We start from the raw sequence: 23,833 nt of genomic DNA, 5'->3' as shown, positions 1-23,833 counted from the left end.
TGAGTACCATACCCCTGCACAGGTTTATTTGAACAATAGTTCGGATAATACTGTGCTTTATCAACCCAATTCTATCTTAATTTTGTGATTATTTGGTCTAGACATTGGGGAGTACCTTAGTTTTCTCCAAATTTACGTTCTAACCAATCTTCTTGAGCTTCAGTGATACTATAGAAATTTGTTTGATAACACCTATTGTATCTTTCTGCAATATTTTTCTCATGTCGATTTAAAATCATAGGATGCAAAATTATTACTGGCATATAACACATAAAAAGCAAAATATTATTCAATTGTGATGAAGAATTATGAAACTTAAAAGTAGCAAAAACCGCACCCGCCATGAATATAAAAAATAGAATGATAAGTATCGCATCTTTCCAAGATAGATTCCGATATGAATAAAAATTGTCATAAAATTCATTAATTAAAGGAATAACCTTATTTTCCATATAACGCCTGGATTTCTTACGAACAGGGTTGTTATGGAATGAATTAAGTCTAATAACAGGACTAACGCTAGTTGATGCTACTGGAATGAAATGAAGCTGAGACAGCATCATAGATTTACTCCCTAATTTCAGGTCATAAGAAACTTTGAAATATCATTAAAATAATCAATATTGTTTCATTTGTATAGCTATTAGAAATAATAAACGACACATAATGTTGTTTATTATTTTAGCTTTCAATCATCAAGTAATACTGGTTACTATCAACAATAAGCAAATTTTTTATCACTATAGCAATTATATTTTGACTATCAGTCAAAATATAATTGCTATTTTAAAAGTTAATTATTATAATATTTTCATGACAGGATGAACCATCCTGATGTTTCTTCAAAAAGAACAATCCTCAGTTGAACGAGTAACGTGGTATCTTTTAGATATCGATTACAGTTTTTATTGTAATCTGAGTTGGGGCTCACACCTCAGCGACCAGTGCGAAGCAATCTTGGCCCCTTTCATTAGGGCTAATACAACTGGTAAACAAAAAGGTAGAGTAACCTGCGTTATCCATAGCATTTCAATTCGGTTCGACATTGTTTTGACAACTGGTGCAATCTCGCACCGATTGTAGAGGATAATTCCTATGTGTTACTCACACGTTAATTTGAAGAAGGCTATCGAAACCCTAAAAGCGTTGCAGATAGAAACACATGATGCTATGGATGACAGTCATCGTGAGTGGTTTAAACAGGCAATTAAAGACTTAGAGGACTGTGAACAACAGCAAAAAGCAGTTAGTTCATTAGAGATTCTAAGGATTTTCGGTCAGATGCTAAATTTTGTTCCATGTATCGAACGAATTATTAGTAACTTGCCTATGTAGTCTAAACCGCTCTACCTATGACAGCAGGTTACTTTTATTCAATTTCCCAAATTTCACTATAATTGGTAGCTGTTATGAATATTGGTAAAGCGATTAAACTTTGTAGAACGCAAAAAGGTTTAACAAGGACAGAGCTTTCAAAAGATGCAGATATCTCTATTTCTTATCTATCACTCCTCGAACAGGGTAAACGAGATCCTAGCCTTTCTACCGTAGAAAAACTTAGCAATGCATTAAATATTCCTCTTAGTATTCTTGTATTTCTAGCTTCTGATAAAACAGAACTGAGCAAAGAATTGACTGACCAATTGTCATCATTGGCACTATCATTGATGGACAGCCAAGATGGCTGAATTTGCCTATCCACATAGACCGATAGCAAGTTTAGAGAAATTGGCTATCGTACTTGATACCACAGTAGCCGAGCTAGACTTTTTGAGTCAAAATGCCAATAACTTTTATTTTAAGGTAAAGTCAATTCAAAAGGCTGACGGCTCATATAGAGATACCTACGACGTTAGAGATAGATTAAAAACCATTCATGCCAAAATTGTTAAAAATTTCCTTAGAATTATTGATTACCCTGATTATATACAAGGCGGGGTACCACATAGAGACTATCTATCGAATACGGCTATGCACACAGCAAAGCAGGTGGTGATTAGCGAAGATATCACCAATTTTTTCTCAAGTGTTAGTCGTACTATCATTTATCAAGTGTGGAGCCGTTTTTTTAAATTTGCTCCCGTGGTTTGTGAGTGTTTAACAAACTTGGTCACTTATCAAGGCTTTTTAGTGCAAGGGGCTAAAACCAGTGGTTATTTGTGTAATTTAATTTTTTGGAATAGAGAGCAGTTGCTTGTTGATACCTTGACAAGTCAAGGTTTTACTTATTCTCGTTTTGTTGATGATATTACAATCTCTAGTCCGAAAGTTATTACCTCTGAGCATAAAACTGAGGTAATAGCAAAAACTTATGGGATGTTACAGAGCTGTGGCGTTAAGCCAAATCGAAAAAAACATCATATTATGCCCAAAGGCTCTTCACAAAAGGTTCATCGGGTGAATGTTGTAACTAACAAACCAACCTTTGATAAAAAAGAACGAAGTGCAATTCGAGCAGCAGTTCACGAATGTGAGATACATTTCTCGAAGTCCAAATCATCGTCAGAGTATGAAAAACTTTTTAATACCACAATGGGCAGAGTCCAGAAGATAAAACGCTTACATATAGAGGAAGCGAATAAACTTTTGGCTAGATTACAAAAGATTAAACCGTAGGTACTATGAATGTCGAATAATAACAATAACTATTCTTTTGAAATATTATCAGATACCGTATCTGATAGAGACTTATTTGAACATAAGACACATGAAAAAAGTGCGGATGTGTTGTATGAAGTCGTAAAAAAATCTCAGAATATGGATATTACTATCGGATTAGAAGGTGTTTGGGGTTCTGGAAAATCAACTGTTATCAACATGTTTAAAAATAAGGTCATGCAAGATAACAAAGATGTCTTATTTTTTATGTTTGATACTTGGGCTCACAAAGATGATCCTTTGAGAAAGATTTTTTTAGAATCTTTAATTCAAGACTTAAAATCTAAAAATCAAGAAATAAAACCTGGCCTAGACAAAATACATAAAGAAATTTTAGGAAAAGTCAAAACAATTGACATCACTGCTCATAAAACAGTATCGCCATTAGGAAAATACTTAGCTTTTTCAGCTTTTCTAATTCCATTAGGTACGGCAATTTTAAAATATTGGGAGAGTCATCTTTCAGTCTTAATTATAGGTTCTTTACTCATTTCTGCTCCATTACTTGTACTTCTGTATTGGATGATTTGGGGTGATGAAATTATTATTGAACAAAATTCAACTAAATCTATTAGGAAAAAGAATTGGGATTTTTTCACCAAAGAATCTACAGAAACTATTCGCCAAGACATCAATGAACAAGGCGAAAAAACCTCTATTGAGTTTCAACAATTATTTGAAAGAATTATTAACAGTGCTAAGACTGAATATGGTATTAAACATATCATTATTGTGATAGATAATCTTGACCGTGTTGATCCTGAACAAGCTAAAAGTGTATGGTCAACATTACAAACATTTTTTCAATCACGTTCATTATCAGATCAACCAAACGTAGTAAAGCATATAGTCCAATTTATCGTCCCTTACGATAAGAAAGGATTTGCCTCTATTTGGGATAAAGAAAATGAGGATAGTGAGTCTGCGATTTCATTCCTGGATAAATGCTTTCAAGTCAGAGTAGAAATTCCCCAACCTATTATGTCAGGTTGGTTGAGCTACTGCCAAAATGCTATGGAAAAAGCTTTAATAGGATGGGGAGAGAATGATAAAAATAGCATATTAGCCGAATATAGTAGAATCATTTCGAATAAAAACTTGACACCAACACCGAGAAACATACGAGCTTGGATTAATCAGGTTGCCATTAATGGCTTTAAATGGCAGGGTGCATTCACACCTAAATCTATTGCAGTATATTCATATTTAAGACTGCAATATGATGAACAGAAAATCAAACAGTTTTTGCTAGAAAACGAACAAGCAAAGCTTTTAGTAGATGATGTAGAAACCACTTATGAATTAGCAGGACAATTATTTGGTGTCAGAAAAGAAGTTGGAACTGAGCTTTTATTGAAAGATAGCATCAAATTAGCAATACAAGAAGCAAAAGACTCAACCATAAAATCCTTGATAGAGGCTCACAAGCAGGTTTTTTGGTTAACTTGGGAAAATAATTTTAGAGAATTTATCGACAACAATAGTGATTTCAAGTCACGGGCGATTGTTGATTTAACTAATTATATTAATAGAGAATTAGAAGGAAACCCTGGCAAGCTTCAAAATTTCAATCAAACTCTATTGTTAAAATGGCGTGAGATTAAAACTGATGAATGGGTTCTAAATGATGAGTTTCACTACAGTGATACATTAGCGTTGATGATAAGTTCTTTAGGTGATAATCAACAGTTCAATTGGCTTAATAATTCTTTGAGAGCTTTATCAAAACAATTTTTGGGTAATCTTGATAATATAAAAAATAATGACCCTATGCGTGAATATAGAGGGTTAATAGATTTGGCCAAAAATTCCTTAAATTTTAAAGTTAGTAATTATTTCGTTTTTGAAGATAAGAATGAATGGAGTAAGTGGCTTTCTTTACAACAAAAGTTTACTACAATCTTTAAAGAATTTTTACCTAGTAAAGAAGCATTCCAAAAATGGATAACAGAAATATTTTCTAATCCGAATGCTTTAGATAAAGAAGGACTTCAATTACTAATCAACTCTTTGCCATATTTGGAAGAAGTGAGCTATTGGGCATCTGCTAATACCGAGTTACAAAAATTCTTCCAAAAAGATGTAAATAGTAGGGAGCGTAATAATGATTTGGTGTATGAGCTAACTTTTGCACTGCTCGTAAAATTTAATTTCTTGGAAGTTCAGAAGATACTTAAAGAAAATCCATATTATAATCAGGTATTACAAAATGAAGATATCGAGCAAGTACCTTCGCTTAACTTTTTGACTGCTTTAATATTTAAATCAGAATTACAAAAACATACAGCAAACGTTAAAACAGAAAATAAAACCTTCTGGAGTACAGCGTCTGAAGAAAACATTAATAAAACAATGACTTTCTTGAAAAAGTATAATGCCTTATTCTTGATAGCTATCCTAGCTCAAGATTTAACTAATAAGCAGGCTTTAGAAATATTATTAAAAAAATCAGAGGCGGCTTTGTTTGATCAGAAATCACAAGCGATATATTATTTAAATTCTTATACCAAAGATATGAAAGATGAGGATGAGATTCATAATTTTGTGAATAAAGTTCTAATTCATTCACCAATAAATCCAACAGTCCAAGATGATTTTGAAAGTAGTCCTGTCCAATTCAGTCCAGTTATGCTCCTGATTTTACAACAGGGTGATGAAACTAATAGAGATAGAGTAATTTATATAATCTCAAAAATAACAAAAGAAACATGGATTAAAAACCTAGATGGCCAAAAAGAGTTATTAAAGTTAATAAAAAACCCTGTAAAACTTGACCATAAATTTAGTGATGCGTTTTATTACTGGTTTGGCAAAATGCTTGAGAACGAAGATAAAGAGCAATTTATTGTTTGGCAAACTATTATGAATAATCACGACTATGTCATGGATAGACACACTAAATTAGCTCAATATCTGAATCCATATTTCAGTTATACTCGGGATAATTTGTCAGAAGAAGGGTTTGATTTTGTGTCTAATTATTGGAAAGACTCCAGTAATCTTAATATGGAAGACGCTATTAAACGTATTGAGTTATGGCTTGATAATAAAAAAATTAACCGACTGGAATGGCTATTAAATGCAGGTTTTAAACCAGATTCGCAGACTTATGAAACGCTTAATTCTAAGGTTCAAACATTAATCAAAGAATATGAGAAGTCAGACGAAGTAATGCCTGAATTGGCTACACTTAAAAAAATGAAAAAATTATTCCAACGCTAGAAAATACAAGTTAGCAGGGATGTAGATCAAAATCTTTGTCGAGAGTCGATGTGCGGGCGTAGCCGATTTTCACAAATATCTTTATTTTAAAAATTTGTCTGCGAATATTTTTTCTATAAAGCTAAAATTAAGGTTTTATTATATGGTGTTTTATTGACAAGTTAATATACAAAAATAGGCTAAAAAAATGGGGGTAAGCCCCCGACCATACCCCTATTGAGGTGGTATCCAGACATGTGGTAGCAGCTCATCAATCTGGCTATCAGGATGCGTCGGCAGACGACTCAACACATCTGCCAAATACGCATACGGGTCAAGACCATTCAATCTAGCTGACTGGATAAGCGACATAATACTAGCCGCCCGCTGACCGCTCTCAAGCGACCCTGCGAACAACCAATTCTTACGCCCGAGAGCCCAAGGGCGCATCTGATTCTCTGCCCAATTATTATCAATCGGCAAATTGCCATCATCCAAATAGTGAGTTAACGCCGTCCAGCGTTTCAAACAATACTCAATTGCCTTAGTAATACTGGCATTCTTAGTCGTGCCTAAGCGTTTCTGTTGTAACCACGCATAAAGTTTATCCGCAACTGGTTTTGCCTTCTCTTGCCTGACTTGCCTAACTATTTGAGCATCTCTGGGCAGTGGGGTTTGGTTTTTCTCAAACCGCTCATCAATCTCCCGTTCAACGGCATACAGGGTTTGAAACAGTTCTAATGCCTCAATGCTAATAAGACTCTGCCCTGTCACATGAAGCTCATGAAACTTACGCCTAGCATGGGCCATACAACCCACTTCAATCACCCCTCGCCCAAATAATGGCTTATAGCCGTTATAGCCGTCGCAAACAAGCTTGCCCTTAAAGCCCTGCAGAAAAGCATTGGGATACTCACTACCCCGACCTTGGGCAAAATCATACACCACCGCTTTGATTGGGCTGTGCTTTGGGGTCACATACGCCCACACATAGCCTTGCTTTAGTTTGCCTTTCACGTCTTTTACCCCATAGCCATTTAACACCTTTATTGGGGTTTCATCGGCATGCAGAATCGGTTGGGTAAGTATCATCTGGCGTAAGCGATTAACTAAAAACCCAAGCTGTACCCCACAACGTCCCACCCAATCTGCCAAGGTTGAATCAGATAAATACACCCCGCTACGGTGATAAATCAGGCTTTGGCGATACAGGGGTAAATGGTCAGCGTATTTACTGATAAGCACATGAGCCAGTAGCGCAGGCGTGGCAATGCTTTTATCGATGATTTGGGCGTCGGTTTTGGCTTGAACCAGCTTTTCACGGTTACACTCAGCGTTACGGCAAATGTATTTAGGATAAACATGACGCTCTCGGTAAAACTGCTTTGGCTTAAAGCCGAGTTTGTCTTGAACATCTTGACCAATTTGCGTCATTTGACAGCCACATTCACAGGTGGTTGACGGTGGTTCGTGGATGATGGTGTGAATGTCGAGGTTGTCAGGGATAACGAGGCGTTTTTGTCGTTTGGGTTTGGTTGGTGTTTCTGATTGTGTGCCTTTTTCTTGCGTATCAATCGGCTTGCTAGCAACCAGTTTGGCTCGCTCGTCATCGCTAAGATTGGCTAAGAAGTTGTCATGGGCTTGTTCAAGCAAGGCTAGGTCTTCTAGGGCGGTTTCTTTGTTTAGGTGGTCTTGTTTGGGGGTTAAGCCTTCGCTTTTTTGCCCAAACAGCCGATGGATAAGACGTTGCTGTTTGGTGATGGCGTCAGTGAGCTCTTGGTTAATGCGAGCAAGCTTAGCTTCGTATTGCTGCCTTTGAGCGTCCATTTGTTGTTGGTATTGCTGTTTGAGTTGCGCTGCTTGCTGTTGGTAATGTTGTTTTTGTGCGTCAAGCTGCTGTTGAAGCCGAGCGTTTTGGGCTAATAAATCAGCATAGCTTGGCGCAGTTGGGTCGGATGGGTGGGCGGTGGTCATGGTATGAGTTTGCCATAACCGCTCTGCATTGTCAGTAAATAGGCGGTGATAGTTGAGATTTAGCGGCTTTATGCTAAAGTCAGGTAAGCGGGGTGAGTATATCTTTGCCTAGGTTATGCCAAGACAGTCCACTAACCAAGGCGTTAAATTGCTCATGACTAATGGTAAGTCCTGTGGTTGGGTTGGTTAGGCTGTGATGTCGCATGAGACGTTCGCCAAGTCCGTGAAATTTGCCATCATCCAGTGCTCGGGTGCATAGCCATATGCCCAGGCCGTCATGGATGAGTATTTTTAGCCGGGTGCCTGCTTTGTTGTAAAATAGGTAGGCACAGTTTGGGCGGATGCCTGGGTGGTGCTGTAGGATGAAGGCGAGTAGTTTATTACTGCCACTTCGCATGTCCATGGGAGTGGTGGATAGCCAAATTTGTTGGGGGTTGATAAGGGGGTTCATTGTAGCCCCCGCAGTAATTCAATAAGGCTGTAATTGTCAATTTAGTCGATGGTGAGTTTTATGGGCGTCCCGTTATGGCTGGGAATTTGTAGTTCTACGCCTGTGATGGTTTGAGCTAAGGCAGTTGCTTGTGGTGTTTGTTCGTGATGGCTTCTAGATTGCAGGGTGATAGGCAGAAAGACAGGCTCATGTTCAATGAGGTTAATATCGAAGTTTGGGTTGGCTAATGGTTGAGTTGCTGCGATTTTCTCGTCTCTGGCAGCTTTTATCCATTTCTGCAATAAGTTTGGGTTAATGCCATGACCTTGAGCTAGCCTCGCTATCGAGCGTTCGCCTGTTAAGGCTTGTTCTACGAGATAGGCTTTGAGCTCTTTGCTGTACGTTCGTCGCTTCGGTTTGGTTATGTCTATTTGTGCCATTCTAGTGCCCACTTCATTTTTTAGTGGGCACTATCTCGTATTTTTTAGAATGGTGGTAGATGGGATGGTCGGATGCTTACAAATGGGGTAAATTTACCCCGAAATAAAATGTCTAAAAAACCGACGTTTTTTAGATGTTATTATCTTTTGAAAATTTCCATAAAATCGATCAATATTTTCCCCCTTTACTGTGATATTGCCTATGATTTATTTTAATTAACCCTTTAAAAGGATTCACCTTGTAGCAGTATCCATAGATAACCGATATACACCGATAAAAAAAGTATGCCACTGCCTTTGTGCAAATAAGCCGACTGGGGTTTTTTCACCACCACCCAAACTGATAATACAAACAACAACCCTGTGGCTATGCCCAATACCCACATATCTCGAATAATTTCACTAGGCTCAATGCTAAATGGTGCAATGACCGCTGCCACTCCCATAACGCCTAGCATATTGAATGTATTCGAGCCAATAATATTACCGATGACCATGTCAGTTTCACCACGGCGGGCAGCCACAATCGACGATACTAGCTCAGGCAGAGACGTGCCAATCGAAACAATCGTTAACCCAATAATAAACTCACTCATTCCCCACAGTGTTGAGAGTTTTACTGCACCCCAAACGATTGCCCTTGAACTGATAACTAAGAGAAATAAGCCACCTAACAGCATTAGAAGAGGTTTAACAATACTTTTCTTTTCATGACTAATATTTTCTTTAGGTTGAGGAGCGTTAAGACTACCGATAATCTGAACGCCCATAATAGCGATGAGTCCCGCCAACAGTATCCAAGCATCCATCTTAGATAACGAACCATCAAATAACAATATCATAGGCAATGCTGTTGCAATCAGTAGCATCAGCATATCAAAACGAACAATACCACGTCGTACCACAATGGGAGCCACTAAAGCAGTTGCCCCCAGAATCAATGCAATATTGGCAATATTTGAGCCAAAAGCACTGCCTACTGCTAAGCTTGGTGTCCCCGATAAGGCGGATAAAATAGCAACTACAAACTCGGGTGCCGATGTACCTGCCCCAATAATCACCACACCGATTAAAAAACTAGGTAGCTTAAGAGAAACGGCCAAATCCGTTGCCCCATCAATAAACACGTTGGCACTCCACACCAGTATAGCTAGCCCCACTAAAAATGCCACAATCGCAATCAACATAAAAAACTCACTTTGCTATTTAATTAAAAAATGCGTTTTTACCGCTATCAATGATAAAAACGCATTTTAGGTATAGGATAGTTAAAGGCTAGGCTTGTTTTGGCAATGTCTTATTCAGATAAAAATAACCGATAATGCCTGCTAAAACTGAACCCATGACAATCCCTAATCGCTCATCAAACGGTTTAATCTCCAATCCTGCGAACGCCAAGCTCCCGATAAATAAACTCATGGTAAATCCAATGCCACATAGGGCAGCGACACCAACTACTTGACCCCAGTTCATGCCTTGTGGCAGATTGGCGAGCTTTAGCTTAACCCCAAGCCAACTAAATAACATCACACCCAGTATTTTACCGACTAGCAATCCCATGATAATGCCCAATGACACAGGGTGGGTGAGTGACGCCATAAAGCCTCCTTCCGCTCCCCCAAAATGGATCCCTGCATTGGCAAAGGCAAATACGGGCAAAATCAAAAAGCTCACTGTATGATGCAAATCATGCTCAAGTTCTTTTAACGGTGAGATTTTAGGGTTTGCCGAATCAGTCATTGGGATAAATATCGCCAGCAATACCCCAGCAATCGTGGCATGAATACCCGATTCAAGCATCGCCACCCATAACACCAATCCAATAATGACATACGCAGAAATACGAGTGACATTAAAACGATTCATGATAAACAATACTGCAAGCGTTAAAGCGGCAACCCCTAAGGCGGCTAGGTTTAACCCACTGGAATAAAACAAAGCAATGATTAAAATCGCCCCAATATCATCGAAAATCGCAATTGAGGTTAAAAACACTTTAAGCGACAGCGGCACTCGGCTACCCAGTAAGGTTAATACCCCCAACGCAAAGGCGATATCCGTGGCCGCAGGAATCGCCCAACCCTTAGCAAAATCAGGGTTTTGGTAGTTAAACATCAAATAAATTAAGGCAGGAAACACCATGCCGCCCATGGCAGCGAGTGCAGGTAAAATGATGTTGCGTGGGTTGGACAATTCCCCTACCATCATTTCACGTTTAAGCTCAAGCCCCACTAAAAAGAAAAACACTGCCATTAACCCATCATTAATCCAATGAAGCAAATGGTGTTTCACCACGAAATCACCAAAATTTATCGCAATCGGAAAATGCAATAAATGCTCATAGCTTTCTTGCAATGGCGAATTGGCAACAATCATTGCCAGTAGTGCAGCGATGGCTAAAACAATACCAGCCGCTGCATCCATCGCAAAAAACCGCTTAAGCGTTTGCTGAAAATTACTCATAGACCCTCCTAATATAAAAATAGCTATTTATTCTCTTTTGTGAATACTATTCGCTGTTCAATTCTTTCTGCCACTTGCTTAGGGTCAACTTGTGAATTATCGAGTACCGCCGCCCACGCATACACGATGTCATCTTCATAAATATGACCAAATCCTGCAGGCGTTTGGTTAGACGCTGGCATATCCAGAGATAATTCCCAAAAACTTAACACAGGCAACCATCTAGGTAAATGACTAACCCCTCGACCCTTGGGTTCTGCCATCCAGTCAGGTGCTTGCCATAGCATCTTGGACGACCACCACACGATAGGGTCTGTCGCATACTGCAAAAATACAATTCGTGGTGACTGCCAATCATTTGTCAGTTGTTTTAATGAGGCAGGATTATCCATAAATCGCACATGTTGTCCGCTGTGAATAATAGGCAAGGCTTCTGTCGAACCTTTATTCCGATTCGCCACCAGTTGTTGCCATAGTGGGCTAAATCTTGGCGTTCCCACCCACACCGCCCCATCAATACGATTAATGATATCATCATAATTGTTAAAAAGCGATTGACTGGCATACGCCCCTAACGACTCTCCTGCAAGCAATAGTTTAGGGCGTTTATCAATCGGCATTTGCTCAAGACGTTGTTTGACGGCATTTATCAACTCGCTATTGGCAAACGTGGCAAGCTCACCATTCAACAAAAACGAAAATTGACTGGGTAAATACGAGTATTGAATCGCCACCGTTGCCACATCGCCTTGGGTCAAATACTCAACCGCCTGACTGCTGTACTCTTCAATCCAGCCCCGTCCTGTAGCCCCTTGTATCACGATATAGCGGCGGGTAAACGCCTGCGTTCTATCCATCTCATCAAGGGCGGTCTGCACCATTTTTTCTAACAACGCTTTATCAGGTTCTTGACGATTCAAACCAACGAATACCCGAATCGGCTCTTTGGCAGGCAATCCTGTCAGCAAGCTAATATCCTTCTGCGACGCCCCAAGCGAGACAAAGCGTTGTCCAAAATGCCCCAACTCCTGCCACTGTTGGGCAGGTTTTTCTTTATTACTATGCCCCGTTTGCCCACTATCAAACCCTGATTTATACCGTGAGAATGGGGCTGATAGGGTATCGGGTTTAGAGGTATCAAGCTGCATGGCACTATAGGCGACTTTCTCGACAACTTTGTGCCAGATATAATCTCGACTTAACGTAACCAATCCGACAATCAGTAGTAAAAAAGCCCCTGCCTTCATACTCATTTTTGTGGTAGTAGAAAACTGTGGAAAGCCACGTTCTACCCCCATCAACACCAATTGCTTTATCAAGCGAGCGATAAACACGACCAACCCCCAAAGCAATAGACTTAAGAGCATAGCCCCGCTGACATTAAGCAATGACGGCGGTGTTATCTGGACCTGTTGGGCAATCTTGGCAGTAATCTGGTAATGATAAAAAGCAAAACCAATCGCACCTAAAAATCCTAATACCATCGTCATTATTGGTAAGATATTTAGGTGGTTGATAGCTGCTTGATGATTGGAGTTTTTTAATAAACGCTGTAACCAATACCCTATAAGACCCAACAGCATTCCAAACGCATAACCAACGATAGCGTTAATGCCACCACTGATTGCCTGCAACCACCAGACCCGTGGCAACAACATTGGTACATAGGACACATATAGACAAAAAAAACCCAGCATTAACCCAACTGCTGAACTATCTTTAATCTGTCGCTGTAGCCATTGAGCGACCAAATGCGTATTATTCATCTATTTTACTCAATAAAAAAAGGGTAAGACCATTGTCGTACCCTTCATTGTAAACGATTCGACGACTAGTAACGAGTAATCAACGCAATCGGCTCCTTTTCATCCATTTGTTCAGTGGGTACAAATACCACCTCACCACCGTTATGGCTAACCAATTCAATGATTTCACTAACCGCATCATCGGTTACACCCTCAGCAGTAGCATCATCTTGGACTTGTAGGGTCTGTGCTTTCTCATCAATCTTCGCAGGCACACTATGACCTTGACGAACCAATAGCGTTACCGCATTGCCTTCAAACGCCGAGCGATAAATTTGTTGCAAATCAGTACGCACCATCTTTTCATTACGAGCTTTTTCAAGGTCGCCTTTGGCAGTTTCATAGCGAGTCTGACGCTTTTGCTCAACGATGTCTTGAACGCCAGCAATAATGTCCTCTGGCTTGCTGTCGTTTAAATATGTTAAATTATCGACTTTACCAATAATCATATCAGGGCGGTCGCACACTTTTTCATAAAACCCCATATTGTGGCTATCACCCACCAAAATCACAGGTAGTGGTGATTTGTTATAAAGCTCTTGCAAGCTTTTATCAACACGGTTAAAGAACTCTTTTAAGTACATATCATCGTCTGATGAGCCTGTACGGTCTGCTTTACTGTTGTTGGGTAGCGTTGAGTTGTTAATAGGGAAGGTCAACTCGCTCATTGTTTGTTGACGTTCGCTACCGCCTTTAATTTCTTCAACCAGACGATTATTCACGCCTTCAATCAGACGGGCTTTTTCAGGCGTAACTACCAACACATAATAGCCAACCCCTTCTGATAAGTTACGCATGAGGTCACGGGTCGCAAACTTTTCACCAATGATGACTCGCTCAGCGGCATCAAAGGGCAAACGCACCACTTGAGCAGATTCAGGCGTGGCAAACACAGCCAGCGTATCTAAGTTATAGTTATGGTCAAGCTCATCGGTTTGGGCATGGATTTTTTCCATCACACTTGCAGCAACACGCTTGTCGTATTCATTGGTGACACGTTCTTCGACGATTTTAAGTTGGTTTTTTAGGGCAATTGCGTCTTGCTCATTGTCTGGGAAAGTACGGTGGGTCGGAATAAATACGCTAACCGCTGGATTACCTGTTTGCCCACGCAATGTTTTAAAAGTTTCTTTTAAATTGATGTTATTCATGTGTAACTCCCATTTTAAAATTAAATAAAAAATAAATATCAAAAACAAAAAATAATAAGAAAATATATTTCTAAATATAGCAAAATATAGAATTTATTTTTCATATTTAAGCTAAAATTTGATTATATCAATCATAATAAGAATTAAAAGTAAAATATTGTATCGCTTATATATGGCAATGTTATAGTTAGCATCGTTTGAACAATAAAAACGAGTATTATAAAAGACGTAGATTTCAAAAGTTCTAGACTGGGATAAACGATAATGGTCTCATACCTAATCTGCCATTTATAACTAACTTAATGTCTAGAAACAAAATTTTGGGTCAAAGGGTAGATATAAATGCACTCACAAACGTGGCCTTGGCTTATCCGAAAGCGGCTAGACTGCTATAGTCTTCGAAGACAGAAAGTGCTACGGCGTTAGGCTCACTCACAGTACTATTTGTACAGTTTCGTTCGCCTGCCTTGTATCACTTTTATGTTTCTGTGACTATATTTCCCTAATTCTTTGCTGATATCGAATAAGGTAGAGTGTAAAAAAACAAGCCACACTTTAACCAGGGGTTATCTGAGAATTCGGGTCATATTGCACGCTAAGGAATTTTGTCGAGTATTATACCATTATAGATTCGCGTGATAATAGAACTAGCCTACGGAAAACAGATGTTTTCATAGAGTTTCTTATTTTCTTAAGTTTATGCCTATTTTTGTAAATTAACCTATCTATAAATCAGCGTTCAACACATCTTTAAACAGAGCTTATAAGAAACTTTCGATTACACTCACTAAAAGGTGTTTAATAGAAGGGCTCAAGTACTATGCAAAATGAGCAATCTCATCAATTAACTCAGGTTTTTTGCCTAATAATTTAAGTAAGACTTGCGCTGAGCCACTCGGTTTACGCTGACCTTGCTCCCAAGATTTTAACGTATTGACAGAAATACCTAAGGCTTTGGCAAATTGACTTTGCGATAAACCTGCTTTACGGCGGACTTGAGCCGTATCTGATATTTCTGTCGTACGTGCAAAGATACCTGCTTTGGTTTGGTTTAATGCTTCAATCAAATTGTCTCGCTCTGCTATCAAATCAGGTTCATCATCAATAATCGCTTGAACCGCTGCTTCAACATCGAAGTCTTTAGGAAAATTCGTTTTCATCAGTTATCCTTTTAGCTTTTGAAGCTCACTTGCCAAAATATTTTCTTGTTCATTTTTTGCATAGAAGTAAGACATCACAATCAGTCCATCTTCTAATACGTTGAAGTAAATGAGACGAACGCCACCACGCTTACCCATACCTGCCCGAGACCACCGTACTTTGCGAAAACCGCCACTTTTAAGAATCACATCACCAATAAATGGATCACTAGCTATCTGAGTAAAACACTCAAGCCTTTCTTCCGTTGTCCAAAACTTATCAGCTTGCTTTTTAAACGTTTCAGTTTCTACGATAGTGTACATAGTTTCATAATTCATAAAATACAGTCTTAATTATAATACTTTGCATTACATTGTCAATAAGCCTTCATATTCATGATTTTGACTGGATTGCTCTTCAACGTTTTAGTTAGTGCTGATATTCATCAAATCAACTCCCGCTTTTTTAAGCTCCCCTTTCGCCGTCACATAGTGATACAGCGTACTGCTCGGAATATCACCAAGCTCCCTACAAATCGCTGGAATACTTTTGGTTTGGTCAGCCATTAAATGCTGGGCATAACGAAGTTTCTCAGCCGTCATGATTCTAGGGCGTCCGCCTTTTCGACCACGGGCACGAGCAGCAGCAATCCCCTCTTTCACCCGCTGGCGAATAATATTGCGTTCCATCTCAGCAAAGGCTGCTTGAATCTGTAAAAATGCCCGACCAGCAGGTGTTGTCGTATCCATTGGTGAGTTAATCGCTTTAAAGCCAATGTCTTTCTCAGCCAGTTCATCAATTAGCTTTATAAGATCACTGGCTAACCGCCCTAACCTATCCAAATCCAACACAACGAGCACATCGCCTTTTCGTAAATAGTTGAGACAATCATCCAATCCTTTACGTTGGGAGTTACTTCCCGATGCCTTATCCTCAAAAATTCGCTCACAGCCGATTTCTTTCAAGGCATCAACTTGACGGTCAAGGAGTTGTTTCCCTTCCGATGTGGATACTCGAGCATAACCGATTAAACTCATGGTAAAATTCTCACGATAAAAGATAATTACCCCATCTTATCATATTTAGATTTATTTGGCTTTATCGTGAAATAAATGGAATAAAAAAGCGCCGAATTGGCGCTGATTTACAAAATCACGAAAAACAATAGGTTTTCGTGAATATATTTTATAATTAATTAAACCTATTAACCATAAAGGCTTTTAATTAATGAGTTTATGAGTAAATGATTCTTTGATTATTTACTCATATCATCATTTTATCAATTACATTTCTTTGGCTAATTCAAGCTCAATTAACTTCTGCAATTCATCTTTTATTGTACTATTCCGTTTTGCAGCTAACGCTTTAAAAGCTGAATGCATTGAAACGGGAATTTCAATATTTACTCGCTTATTGATCTCTTGCTCTGGGTTAGTTAATTGCTCAAGGGTGAATTCTTTACCATTGGCGCTAGGACGACCTGCTTTCATAATCATTTACTCATTTTAATATTTGTTAATTTTAATGTTTGAACATTTACTCGTTTGAACATTTGAACATTTGAACATTTGAACATTTGAACATTTGAACATTTGAACAAAGGTATTTTTTATCAAATCATCATAAACTCAAAACCTCATTTATTACATCGTTCATTTCTTTAATGGCGTCAAGATGACTACCTTGGAAAATGGTTTGTCCTTCAGAAATGGTACTGGCATATGCGACACGTTGATGAATGACAGTTTCTAAAACAGGTAACCCATAATCAGCGATTACTGTCAAAATTTCATTACCAATTTTGGTATTTTTAATCACACGGTTAATAACAAAAGCTGCTTTAAGATTGCCTTCGGTTATTTCGATACGCTGTTTGATGATATCCACCATATCGGCGGTCGCCCAAACGTCCAAACCACTCGGTTGAACAGGAATCAGTACAATGTCGGCAGCTTTAATAGCACTGGCTGCTAGGTTAGCAATTTGAGGGGCTCCGTCAATGATAATAAAGTCTCTATCAGTGATGGCTTTAATATCTCTATCAATAGTTGGGCGATCTATTCCCACTACAGGAAACGGACATTCTTCGGCTGCTGCTGCCCAATCTCGAGCAGAGCCTTGTGGGTCGCTATCAACCAATACCACATTTTTACCTTGACGACGTAGTGCTTCTGTCATATTGATAGAAATTGTGGTTTTACCCGAGCCACCCTTTTGATTAAGTATTGCAATTGTTTTCATACTCATTTACTCATTATACGTTTTACTCATTTTATCATAGTTAATATTTCATTCAAATGAAACTTTGATGCTTAATAATATTTACTCATTTTATCATTTGAAATTATGAATATATTATCATTTGATGATTACTAGAATCCACTATTATCAAGGCTTTAAGCATGATAAGATTGGCGAATTGAAAAGATTAGGTGTTAAACATGATAACAGGCGATATCAAAAATAAGATTGATCAAATTTGGAATGCGTTTTGGAGTGGGGGAATTTCGAATCCACTTGAAGTGATGGAGCAAATGACTTATTTGCTATTTATCCGCCGACTGGATGAATTGCAACTGGTCAAAGAGAAAAAAGCCAATCGTCTAAAACAGCCAATTGTTAATCCGATTTTTGATGAATCGCAAGCCCATTTACGTTGGTCACGTTTTACTACGTTAGGCGATGCGTCACAATTGTATAACGTGGTCGCGAATGAAGTTTTTCCTTTTATCAAAAACTTAGGGGCAGAAGACGATACCACTTATAGCCACCACATGAAAGACGCACGTTTTACCATTCCAACGCCTGCACTTTTGACTAAGGTAGTGGATTTAGTCGCCGATGTACCGATGGATGATAAAGATACAAAAGGCGATATCTACGAGTATATGCTTGGTAAAATCGCTTCGGCTGGGCAAAATGGTCAGTTCCGTACACCGAGACATATTATTAAGATGATGGTTGAATTGATGCAACCCAAACCCACCGATACGATTTGCGATCCTGCATGTGGTACGGCTGGTTTTTTGGTGGCTGCCAGTGAATATCTTAACGACCATTACCAAAGCGAAATCTTTGCCAATGCCGACGCTGCCAAGCGTTATAACAATGGCACATTTTTTGGCTACGACTTCGACAGCACGATGTTACGCATTGGGTCGATGAATATGCTGTTGCATGGGGTTGAGAATCCGAATATTGAAAACCGTGATTCATTATCCCAAGCCCATGCCGATATCGCTGATAAGTTTAGTTTGATTTTGGCAAATCCGCCGTTTGCAGGTAGTTTGGATTATGACAGTACCGCCAAAAATCTGTTGGCAACGGTGAAGACCAAAAAAACCGAGTTGTTATTTATCGCTTTATTTTTGCGGATGCTGAAGATTGGCGGTCGTGCGGCGGTGATTGTGCCTGATGGGGTGTTGTTTGGGTCAAGTACAGCTCACAAGACGCTTCGCCAAGAGTTGGTCGAGAAACAGCAGTTAGAAGCGATTATTTCGATGCCGTCTGGGGTATTTAAGCCGTATGCTGGGGTTTCGACGGCGATTGTGATTTTTACCAAGACCATGTCTGGCGGTACGGATAAGGTTTGGTTTTATGATATGCAGGCGGATGGTTATAGCCTTGACGATAAACGCACGCCTTTGGGCGATTCGCATGAGCAGAATAATATTCCCCATATTATTGCTCGATTTCATCATCTTGAGAATGAAGAAAATCGCTCTCGTTCGGAGCAAAGTTTTTTTGTGCCGAAGGCTGAGATTGCCGAAAATGGTTATGATTTGTCGATTAATCGGTATAAAGAAGTGGTCTATGGGTCGGTCGAATATGGCAAGCCGTTGGATATTTTGGCGGATATTGAGCGGTTGGAAGGTGAGATTGCGGACGGGTTGAAAGAACTTAAGGCATTGATTTCGTGATTTAATTCATTCGATGTTTTGAGTTTTTGATAATTATTTCATTTGATGTTTTGATAAATTTTTCAAATGAGTAAATGAAATAATTATCAAAGTTTCTTTTTATCATTTGTGTAAGTGAATACAAAAAATTTATTAAGGTTTTACAGTGAGCTTTCAAAAAATTAATTTGTCAGATTTAAAGTCAAATGCAAAGGTTAAACCTGAGATAATGGAAAAAGTTTGGTTACTAAATCTTGACCAAATAGAATCGAACACTGGTAAAGTTTTAAATTATGAAGAAGTACCATTTCAGGGAATTGGAAGTTCTACAATATATTTTCAGAAGGGTACCGTTCTATATTCTAAATTGCGACCTTACTTGAATAAGGTTGTTATCGCAGATAGGAATGGTTTTGCTACAAGCGAGCTAGTCCCGATAGTTTGTAATGAGGAATTAATTTATCCGAAATACTTAGCATATTTCTTAAGGTCAGAAAGTTTTTTAAAATTTGCAAGTAATGTCGTAGCGGGGGCAAAGATGCCAAGAATGGTAATGTCTGAGTTCTGGAATTATGAAATTCCATTACCCCCATTATCCGAGCAAAAACGCATTGCCAAGATTTTGGATAAAGCGGACGAGTTACGCCAAAAACGCCAGCAATCCATCGAAAAACTAGACGAACTGCTACAAGCCACGTTTATTGATATGTTCGGCGACCCTGTGACCAATCCGAAAAATTTGGACTATATTCAACTTGGAAAACTTGGTAATTGGGCAAGTGGCGGTACACCATCAAGAAGCAACAAGACATTTTTTAATGGAACAATACCTTGGTACACTTCTGGAGAGTTAAACAATATTTATGTTTCTGACAGCATTGAAAAAATTAGTATTGAAGCAATTGAAAACTCATCCACAAAATTAATTCCCATAGGTTCTTTATTACTAGGCATGTATGATACAGCAGGTTTAAAATCAAGCATCACGACTATTGATTCTGCTTGCAATCAAGCTATTGCTTTTGCAAAAATTAATGACAATTTAGCGAATAAGCTTTTTGTTTATCATCAAATACAACTTATTAAGGAACATTTAAAGCAAAAACAAAGGGGTGTTCGTCAAAAAAACTTTAACCTAACTATGATTAAAGAAATAGAAATATTGAATCCAAAATTAGAATTACAGAATAGCTTTGCAAAAACTGCTGCACGAATCGAACAGCAAAAACAAACGTTATTGAAACAACTCAATGAACAAAAAAACCTATTCCAATCTTTACAGCAACGAGCCTTTAACGGTGAACTTTAACCCTTTTGACCGCACCTACCAATCACGCTACAATACCAATAATCAACAAAAATAAAGCCATAAAAAGCTAAAAGGGAGAATAGCCATGATAATCGAACTTGCTACCTTGCCCCCCGAAGTTCAGCAATACATCGCCAAAGTCGAACAAGGCGAAAGCGTCAGCTTTGCCAAAAATGGTGAACTCATCGCCAAAATAGAATCATTAGTCAAGCCTGGACAAACGCAAACTGTTTACGACCTTATCATGTCGCAAGACTATCCAGATGTGTCAGACATTGAACTAGAACCTTTCCCAAGACAAATGCCACCAAAACACCGCTTGGAAATCTTCGACTAATGTACCTAGTAGACACTAACGTCATCTCCGAAATGCGGAAAATCAGACATCGCAAAGCCGACCCCAATGTCACCGCATGGGTGAATTCAGTTAACCCTAATCTATTTTATACGTCAATCGTGGTCATGATGGAACTACAGCGTGGCGTTATGGGCAAACATCGCACCGACCCAGAACAAGGCAAACGCCTACAACAATGGTTTGATATCAGCGTCAAAGGCATTTTTGACAAGCGTGTTTTATACATCAATGACCACATTGCCGATGTCTGTGCAGGTTTACATGTTCCAAATCCAAAACCCGAAAACGACGCTTGGATAGCTGCCACGGCTATCGCACATGGCTTGACCTTAGTCACGCGCAATGTCAGCGATTTTGATGGTATTGCAGTCGATATTATTAACCCTTTTACCTACCAACCTTCCACCAGTTAAACCATGTCTTAGAGCCGACCTATGAGTAATTTCGCTTTTATCGCCGACCAGTTTCCAAGCCTTGCAGAAACCGCCATCGGAGCGGAAAAACTCATCTACATTTACCCGCCTGCTGCTATCACAACCGCTAGACAATCGTTAGAAACGCTCGTCTTTTGGCTGTATAAATACGATAAAACCCTTGTTCTGCCGTATGATGCCAAGCTTCATACGTTAATGACGGATTTGACCTTTAAAAAACTGGTACCAGACTATATCTGGGAAAAAATGGAAGTCATTCGCAAATCAGGCAATAGAGTGATTCACGGCAACCCCAACACCAAAACCACCGAACAAGACGCTATCAAAATCATTAGCCAGTTGTTTATGGTTTATACTTGGTTTGACCGTGAATTTGGCAGTCCGAGCATTGACCGTAGTGAACCACGCAAGTTTAAAATTGAAAATATTCCTAATCCTGAGCAAATCCATAGCCTTTACCAAAGCAAACTCGCCGAACTACAGCAACAGAATAAAGCTTTTGAAGCTCAAATCGCCAAACAACACGAACAACTCAAACAAACTGAACAGCAACTGGCAGAACGTACCGCCGACGCTGAACAAAAAGAGCAATTGCTTGCCGAGATTGATAGCGAGCTGGCACAAAAACGTGCCGAAGTGGCTCAAGCCAAACTCAATAATCAAGCCTACAATCAGACACACCCTGATAAAACCGACTACAACGAAGCCGAAACTCGCTCATTACTGATTGACTTAATGCTGGAAGAAGCAGGTTGGCATAAGAATAAAAACCTAAAAACCGAAGTGTTGGTTAAAGATTTTCCCTCAATATCGGGTGATGGTAAAGTTGATTATGTGCTGATGGGTAATGATGGTATTCCGTTGGCGGTGGTCGAAGCCAAACGTACCGCCAAATCCGTTGAAGAAGGACAGCAACAAGCCAAATTGTATGCTGATAGTCTAGAAAAACAGTACGGCAAACGCCCTATCATTTTTTATACCAATGGTTATCAAACCTACCTTTGGGATGATACACACTATCCACCCAGACAAGTACAAGGCTACTATACCCAACAAGAACTTAACCGCTTAATCAGTCAATGCCAAACGGTGAGCAACCAAAAGCCATTAAGCGATATTCCTATCAATACCGATATTGTCGAACGTCAATACCAAATTCGTGCTATCAAAGCGATATTGGGAGCATTTGACCGTCATCAAAGAGCTGGCTTACTAGTTATGGCAACAGGTAAGCATTACATATATCATTGACATGGTAAGTAATATCTTGTACAATTATGGACATAATAGTTTTAATAATGACCAAATGCTATGTCTCGCATCGAATATCAAAATATTAAACGCCAAGATTTATTGATAGGCTCTAAAGAAGTATTTATTCAAGAATTTCCTCAAGATTCCCCGCATTTTGCTTTAATCTCACTACCACAGATTTATTGGGCTGATAATTCTGCATGGGATGTTGCCAATCTTTACGCTTATGATTTGTTTTTTGATAAGAATAGAAACATAAAAACAGTTCAGACCGACATGATGCACTTGAATGCCTATGCTTCTTGGCTTGAATCTTATAGTGATTTGGATTGGTTAACTTTTCCTCAAAGAAAGAGCGATAGATGTCTTTATATTTTCAGAGGTGAGTTAATTAAAGAGAGAAATAATCAAAAGATTTCGCCTTCCACAGCAGTCCATCGAATGCGTGCTATCATTAAGTTTTATCGATGGGTGCAAAAAAAGAACTTAATTGACCAAAATACAGAGATGTGGGAAGACAAGAAGTTAAAAGTAACAGCTTTTAACAAGTTTGGTTTTGAGCACACTTTTGATGTAACTACAACTGACCTCGCCATAAAATTAAATAGGAATGTTTCAAATATTGATTTGGAATATGGTGTGTCACCTATCAGCCCTGATGATGTTATTTCAATTTTAAATTTTGCAAAAAAACATGCTCCAATTGAAATATACCTAATGCTTAAATTGGGTTTCTATACAGGAATGAGGGTTGGTAGCATTACAGATTTAAAAGTTGAAACTCTTGATGAAAAGAACTTTGTTTACTTGCAAGATATGAGCATGGGAATGATTACAATTGGCAATCAAGCACACCCTCCCGTTCAAACAAAATTTTCTAAAACTGGAAACGTTATCATTCCGACAGACCTTAAAGATGAACTGCTTGAGTACGCCCGTAGTGTTAGGCGATTAAAAAGAACATTTAATAGTGAATTTCCCGACCATTTATTCTTGACTGCTAGAGGGAACAAATATTTAGATAATAATAGTCAATCTGTTAATGTTGCCATTCATAGACTAAGGAAACAAGGATTAAAAGAAGGGGTTTATGCGTTCAAAGATTTTTATTTTCATAGGACTAGAGCTACTTTCGCCACAATATTAATGCGGTACTGTTTAAACAAAATGGATGTCGCAAGTGCTGTGAGTTTTGTTAAAGATTGCTGCATGCACAGCGATGAAAAAACGACTATGAAATATGTCAAATTTATAGAGCAGAATAAACAGCTTGCAAAAATATCTAACGAATACACTAAAGCTTTTTTAGGTCTGTAA

At 38.8% G+C, this 23,833-nt stretch carries 23 protein-coding genes; 10 read left to right on the top strand and 13 right to left on the bottom strand.

Annotated elements, in window-relative coordinates:
- Positions 1–116: 116 nt before the first annotated feature.
- Positions 117–563, bottom strand: a complete 447-nt coding sequence (locus tag H9W84_RS11910; RefSeq protein WP_239744022.1) for a hypothetical protein — start codon at positions 561–563, stop codon at positions 117–119.
- 532 nt (positions 564–1,095) lie between these two features.
- On the opposite strand from H9W84_RS11910, the gene H9W84_RS11905 reads away from it, so the two are divergent.
- From H9W84_RS11905 to H9W84_RS11890, 4 genes are all read left to right on the top strand, one after another.
- On the top strand, positions 1,096–1,335 hold the full coding sequence (locus H9W84_RS11905; RefSeq protein WP_239744020.1) for a hypothetical protein: 240 nt from the start codon (positions 1,096–1,098) through the stop codon (positions 1,333–1,335).
- 74 nt (positions 1,336–1,409) lie between these two features.
- On the top strand, positions 1,410–1,688 hold the full coding sequence (locus H9W84_RS11900) for a helix-turn-helix domain-containing protein (protein WP_159771963.1): 279 nt from the start codon (positions 1,410–1,412) through the stop codon (positions 1,686–1,688).
- Complete coding sequence (locus H9W84_RS11895) at positions 1,681–2,616, top strand: reverse transcriptase family protein (RefSeq protein WP_239744018.1); 936 nt, start codon at positions 1,681–1,683, stop codon at positions 2,614–2,616. Before H9W84_RS11900 ends, H9W84_RS11895 begins: the two co-directional genes overlap by 8 nt.
- A gap of 9 nt (positions 2,617–2,625) precedes the next feature.
- Positions 2,626–5,880 (top strand): P-loop NTPase fold protein, encoded by a 3,255-nt coding sequence (locus tag H9W84_RS11890; RefSeq protein WP_239744016.1) that lies wholly within the window; start codon positions 2,626–2,628, stop codon positions 5,878–5,880.
- A 213-nt stretch (positions 5,881–6,093) separates the two neighbouring features.
- Here the strand turns inward: H9W84_RS11890 and tnpC are convergent, their stop codons facing one another.
- The 12 genes from tnpC to parA form a co-directional block, all read right to left on the bottom strand.
- A complete protein-coding gene (tnpC, locus tag H9W84_RS11885; protein WP_050325882.1) occupies positions 6,094–7,833 on the bottom strand; it encodes an IS66 family transposase in 1,740 nt (579 codons plus the stop codon).
- 79 nt (positions 7,834–7,912) lie between these two features.
- On the bottom strand, positions 7,913–8,284 hold the full coding sequence (gene tnpB / locus H9W84_RS11880) for an IS66 family insertion sequence element accessory protein TnpB (protein WP_050325883.1): 372 nt from the start codon (positions 8,282–8,284) through the stop codon (positions 7,913–7,915).
- Positions 8,285–8,325: 41 nt separating this feature from the next.
- Entirely contained in the window at positions 8,326–8,703 is a 378-nt protein-coding gene (locus H9W84_RS11875; RefSeq protein WP_239743825.1) for a transposase, read from the bottom strand.
- 224 nt (positions 8,704–8,927) lie between these two features.
- Entirely contained in the window at positions 8,928–9,890 is a 963-nt protein-coding gene (locus H9W84_RS11870) for a calcium/sodium antiporter (RefSeq protein WP_239744014.1), read from the bottom strand.
- 88 nt (positions 9,891–9,978) lie between these two features.
- Positions 9,979–11,166, bottom strand: coding sequence for a Na+/H+ antiporter NhaA (gene nhaA, locus H9W84_RS11865; RefSeq protein ID WP_239744012.1), 1,188 nt, complete (start codon positions 11,164–11,166; stop codon positions 9,979–9,981).
- A 23-nt stretch (positions 11,167–11,189) separates the two neighbouring features.
- On the bottom strand, positions 11,190–12,932 hold the full coding sequence (locus H9W84_RS11860) for an alpha/beta-hydrolase family protein (protein WP_239744010.1): 1,743 nt from the start codon (positions 12,930–12,932) through the stop codon (positions 11,190–11,192).
- A 65-nt stretch (positions 12,933–12,997) separates the two neighbouring features.
- Positions 12,998–14,122, bottom strand: coding sequence for an AOC03_06830 family ribosome hibernation factor (locus tag H9W84_RS11855; protein ID WP_062333043.1), 1,125 nt, complete (start codon positions 14,120–14,122; stop codon positions 12,998–13,000).
- 818 nt (positions 14,123–14,940) lie between these two features.
- Positions 14,941–15,282 (bottom strand): helix-turn-helix domain-containing protein, encoded by a 342-nt coding sequence (locus H9W84_RS11850; RefSeq protein WP_099808669.1) that lies wholly within the window; start codon positions 15,280–15,282, stop codon positions 14,941–14,943.
- A 3-nt stretch (positions 15,283–15,285) separates the two neighbouring features.
- Positions 15,286–15,600, bottom strand: coding sequence for a type II toxin-antitoxin system RelE/ParE family toxin (locus tag H9W84_RS11845; protein ID WP_227523139.1), 315 nt, complete (start codon positions 15,598–15,600; stop codon positions 15,286–15,288).
- An 87-nt stretch (positions 15,601–15,687) separates the two neighbouring features.
- Positions 15,688–16,299, bottom strand: a complete 612-nt coding sequence (locus tag H9W84_RS11840) for a recombinase family protein (protein WP_239744008.1) — start codon at positions 16,297–16,299, stop codon at positions 15,688–15,690.
- Positions 16,300–16,545: 246 nt separating this feature from the next.
- Positions 16,546–16,752: a hypothetical protein gene (locus tag H9W84_RS11835; protein WP_007117288.1), complete on the bottom strand. Its 207-nt coding sequence runs from the start codon at positions 16,750–16,752 to the stop codon at positions 16,546–16,548.
- Positions 16,753–16,882: 130 nt separating this feature from the next.
- Entirely contained in the window at positions 16,883–17,503 is a 621-nt protein-coding gene (parA, locus tag H9W84_RS11830) for a ParA family partition ATPase (protein ID WP_050326025.1), read from the bottom strand.
- 200 nt (positions 17,504–17,703) lie between these two features.
- Between parA and H9W84_RS11825 the strand changes: the two genes are divergently transcribed.
- The 6 genes from H9W84_RS11825 to H9W84_RS11800 all read left to right on the top strand — a co-directional run bounded on the left by H9W84_RS11825 (position 17,704) and on the right by H9W84_RS11800 (position 23,833).
- A complete protein-coding gene (locus tag H9W84_RS11825; protein ID WP_239744006.1) occupies positions 17,704–19,182 on the top strand; it encodes a type I restriction-modification system subunit M in 1,479 nt (492 codons plus the stop codon).
- A gap of 145 nt (positions 19,183–19,327) precedes the next feature.
- Entirely contained in the window at positions 19,328–20,470 is a 1,143-nt protein-coding gene (locus tag H9W84_RS11820; RefSeq protein ID WP_239744004.1) for a restriction endonuclease subunit S, read from the top strand.
- Positions 20,471–20,555: 85 nt separating this feature from the next.
- On the top strand, positions 20,556–20,807 hold the full coding sequence (locus H9W84_RS11815; protein ID WP_239744001.1) for a hypothetical protein: 252 nt from the start codon (positions 20,556–20,558) through the stop codon (positions 20,805–20,807).
- Positions 20,807–21,241 (top strand): type II toxin-antitoxin system VapC family toxin, encoded by a 435-nt coding sequence (locus H9W84_RS11810; RefSeq protein ID WP_275579781.1) that lies wholly within the window; start codon positions 20,807–20,809, stop codon positions 21,239–21,241. Before H9W84_RS11815 ends, H9W84_RS11810 begins: the two co-directional genes overlap by 1 nt.
- A gap of 21 nt (positions 21,242–21,262) precedes the next feature.
- Positions 21,263–22,513 (top strand): type I restriction endonuclease, encoded by a 1,251-nt coding sequence (locus tag H9W84_RS11805; protein WP_239743997.1) that lies wholly within the window; start codon positions 21,263–21,265, stop codon positions 22,511–22,513.
- A 60-nt stretch (positions 22,514–22,573) separates the two neighbouring features.
- Positions 22,574–23,833 (top strand): tyrosine-type recombinase/integrase, encoded by a 1,260-nt coding sequence (locus H9W84_RS11800; protein ID WP_239743995.1) that lies wholly within the window; start codon positions 22,574–22,576, stop codon positions 23,831–23,833.

This window comes from Moraxella tetraodonis (assembly GCF_022359095.1).
GTDB classification, from domain to species: Bacteria; Pseudomonadota; Gammaproteobacteria; order Pseudomonadales; family Moraxellaceae; genus Faucicola; species Faucicola tetraodonis.
Note: the sequence above shows the minus strand (reverse complement) of the source record. Positions and strands in the feature narration are given on the sequence as shown.

What these genes read in the sequence shown, in the direction of transcription:
- H9W84_RS11910 (WP_239744022.1), bottom strand. Translation starts at nt 563, where the DNA reads ATGATGCTGTCTCAGCTTCATTTCATTCCAGTAGCATCAACTAGCGTT.
- H9W84_RS11905 (WP_239744020.1), top strand. Translation starts at nt 1,096, where the DNA reads ATGTGTTACTCACACGTTAATTTGAAGAAGGCTATCGAAACCCTAAAA.
- H9W84_RS11900 (WP_159771963.1), top strand. Translation starts at nt 1,410, where the DNA reads ATGAATATTGGTAAAGCGATTAAACTTTGTAGAACGCAAAAAGGTTTA.
- H9W84_RS11895 (WP_239744018.1), top strand. Translation starts at nt 1,681, where the DNA reads ATGGCTGAATTTGCCTATCCACATAGACCGATAGCAAGTTTAGAGAAA.
- H9W84_RS11890 (WP_239744016.1), top strand. Translation starts at nt 2,626, where the DNA reads ATGTCGAATAATAACAATAACTATTCTTTTGAAATATTATCAGATACC.
- tnpC (WP_050325882.1), bottom strand. Translation starts at nt 7,833, where the DNA reads ATGACCACCGCCCACCCATCCGACCCAACTGCGCCAAGCTATGCTGAT.
- tnpB (WP_050325883.1), bottom strand. Translation starts at nt 8,284, where the DNA reads ATGAACCCCCTTATCAACCCCCAACAAATTTGGCTATCCACCACTCCC.
- H9W84_RS11875 (WP_239743825.1), bottom strand. Translation starts at nt 8,703, where the DNA reads ATGGCACAAATAGACATAACCAAACCGAAGCGACGAACGTACAGCAAA.
- H9W84_RS11870 (WP_239744014.1), bottom strand. Translation starts at nt 9,890, where the DNA reads ATGTTGATTGCGATTGTGGCATTTTTAGTGGGGCTAGCTATACTGGTG.
- nhaA (WP_239744012.1), bottom strand. Translation starts at nt 11,166, where the DNA reads ATGAGTAATTTTCAGCAAACGCTTAAGCGGTTTTTTGCGATGGATGCA.
- H9W84_RS11860 (WP_239744010.1), bottom strand. Translation starts at nt 12,932, where the DNA reads ATGAATAATACGCATTTGGTCGCTCAATGGCTACAGCGACAGATTAAA.
- H9W84_RS11855 (WP_062333043.1), bottom strand. Translation starts at nt 14,122, where the DNA reads ATGAATAACATCAATTTAAAAGAAACTTTTAAAACATTGCGTGGGCAA.
- H9W84_RS11850 (WP_099808669.1), bottom strand. Translation starts at nt 15,282, where the DNA reads ATGAAAACGAATTTTCCTAAAGACTTCGATGTTGAAGCAGCGGTTCAA.
- H9W84_RS11845 (WP_227523139.1), bottom strand. Translation starts at nt 15,600, where the DNA reads ATGAATTATGAAACTATGTACACTATCGTAGAAACTGAAACGTTTAAA.
- H9W84_RS11840 (WP_239744008.1), bottom strand. Translation starts at nt 16,299, where the DNA reads ATGAGTTTAATCGGTTATGCTCGAGTATCCACATCGGAAGGGAAACAA.
- H9W84_RS11835 (WP_007117288.1), bottom strand. Translation starts at nt 16,752, where the DNA reads ATGAAAGCAGGTCGTCCTAGCGCCAATGGTAAAGAATTCACCCTTGAG.
- parA (WP_050326025.1), bottom strand. Translation starts at nt 17,503, where the DNA reads ATGAAAACAATTGCAATACTTAATCAAAAGGGTGGCTCGGGTAAAACC.
- H9W84_RS11825 (WP_239744006.1), top strand. Translation starts at nt 17,704, where the DNA reads ATGATAACAGGCGATATCAAAAATAAGATTGATCAAATTTGGAATGCG.
- H9W84_RS11815 (WP_239744001.1), top strand. Translation starts at nt 20,556, where the DNA reads ATGATAATCGAACTTGCTACCTTGCCCCCCGAAGTTCAGCAATACATC.
- H9W84_RS11810 (WP_275579781.1), top strand. Translation starts at nt 20,807, where the DNA reads ATGTACCTAGTAGACACTAACGTCATCTCCGAAATGCGGAAAATCAGA.
- H9W84_RS11805 (WP_239743997.1), top strand. Translation starts at nt 21,263, where the DNA reads ATGAGTAATTTCGCTTTTATCGCCGACCAGTTTCCAAGCCTTGCAGAA.
- H9W84_RS11800 (WP_239743995.1), top strand. Translation starts at nt 22,574, where the DNA reads ATGTCTCGCATCGAATATCAAAATATTAAACGCCAAGATTTATTGATA.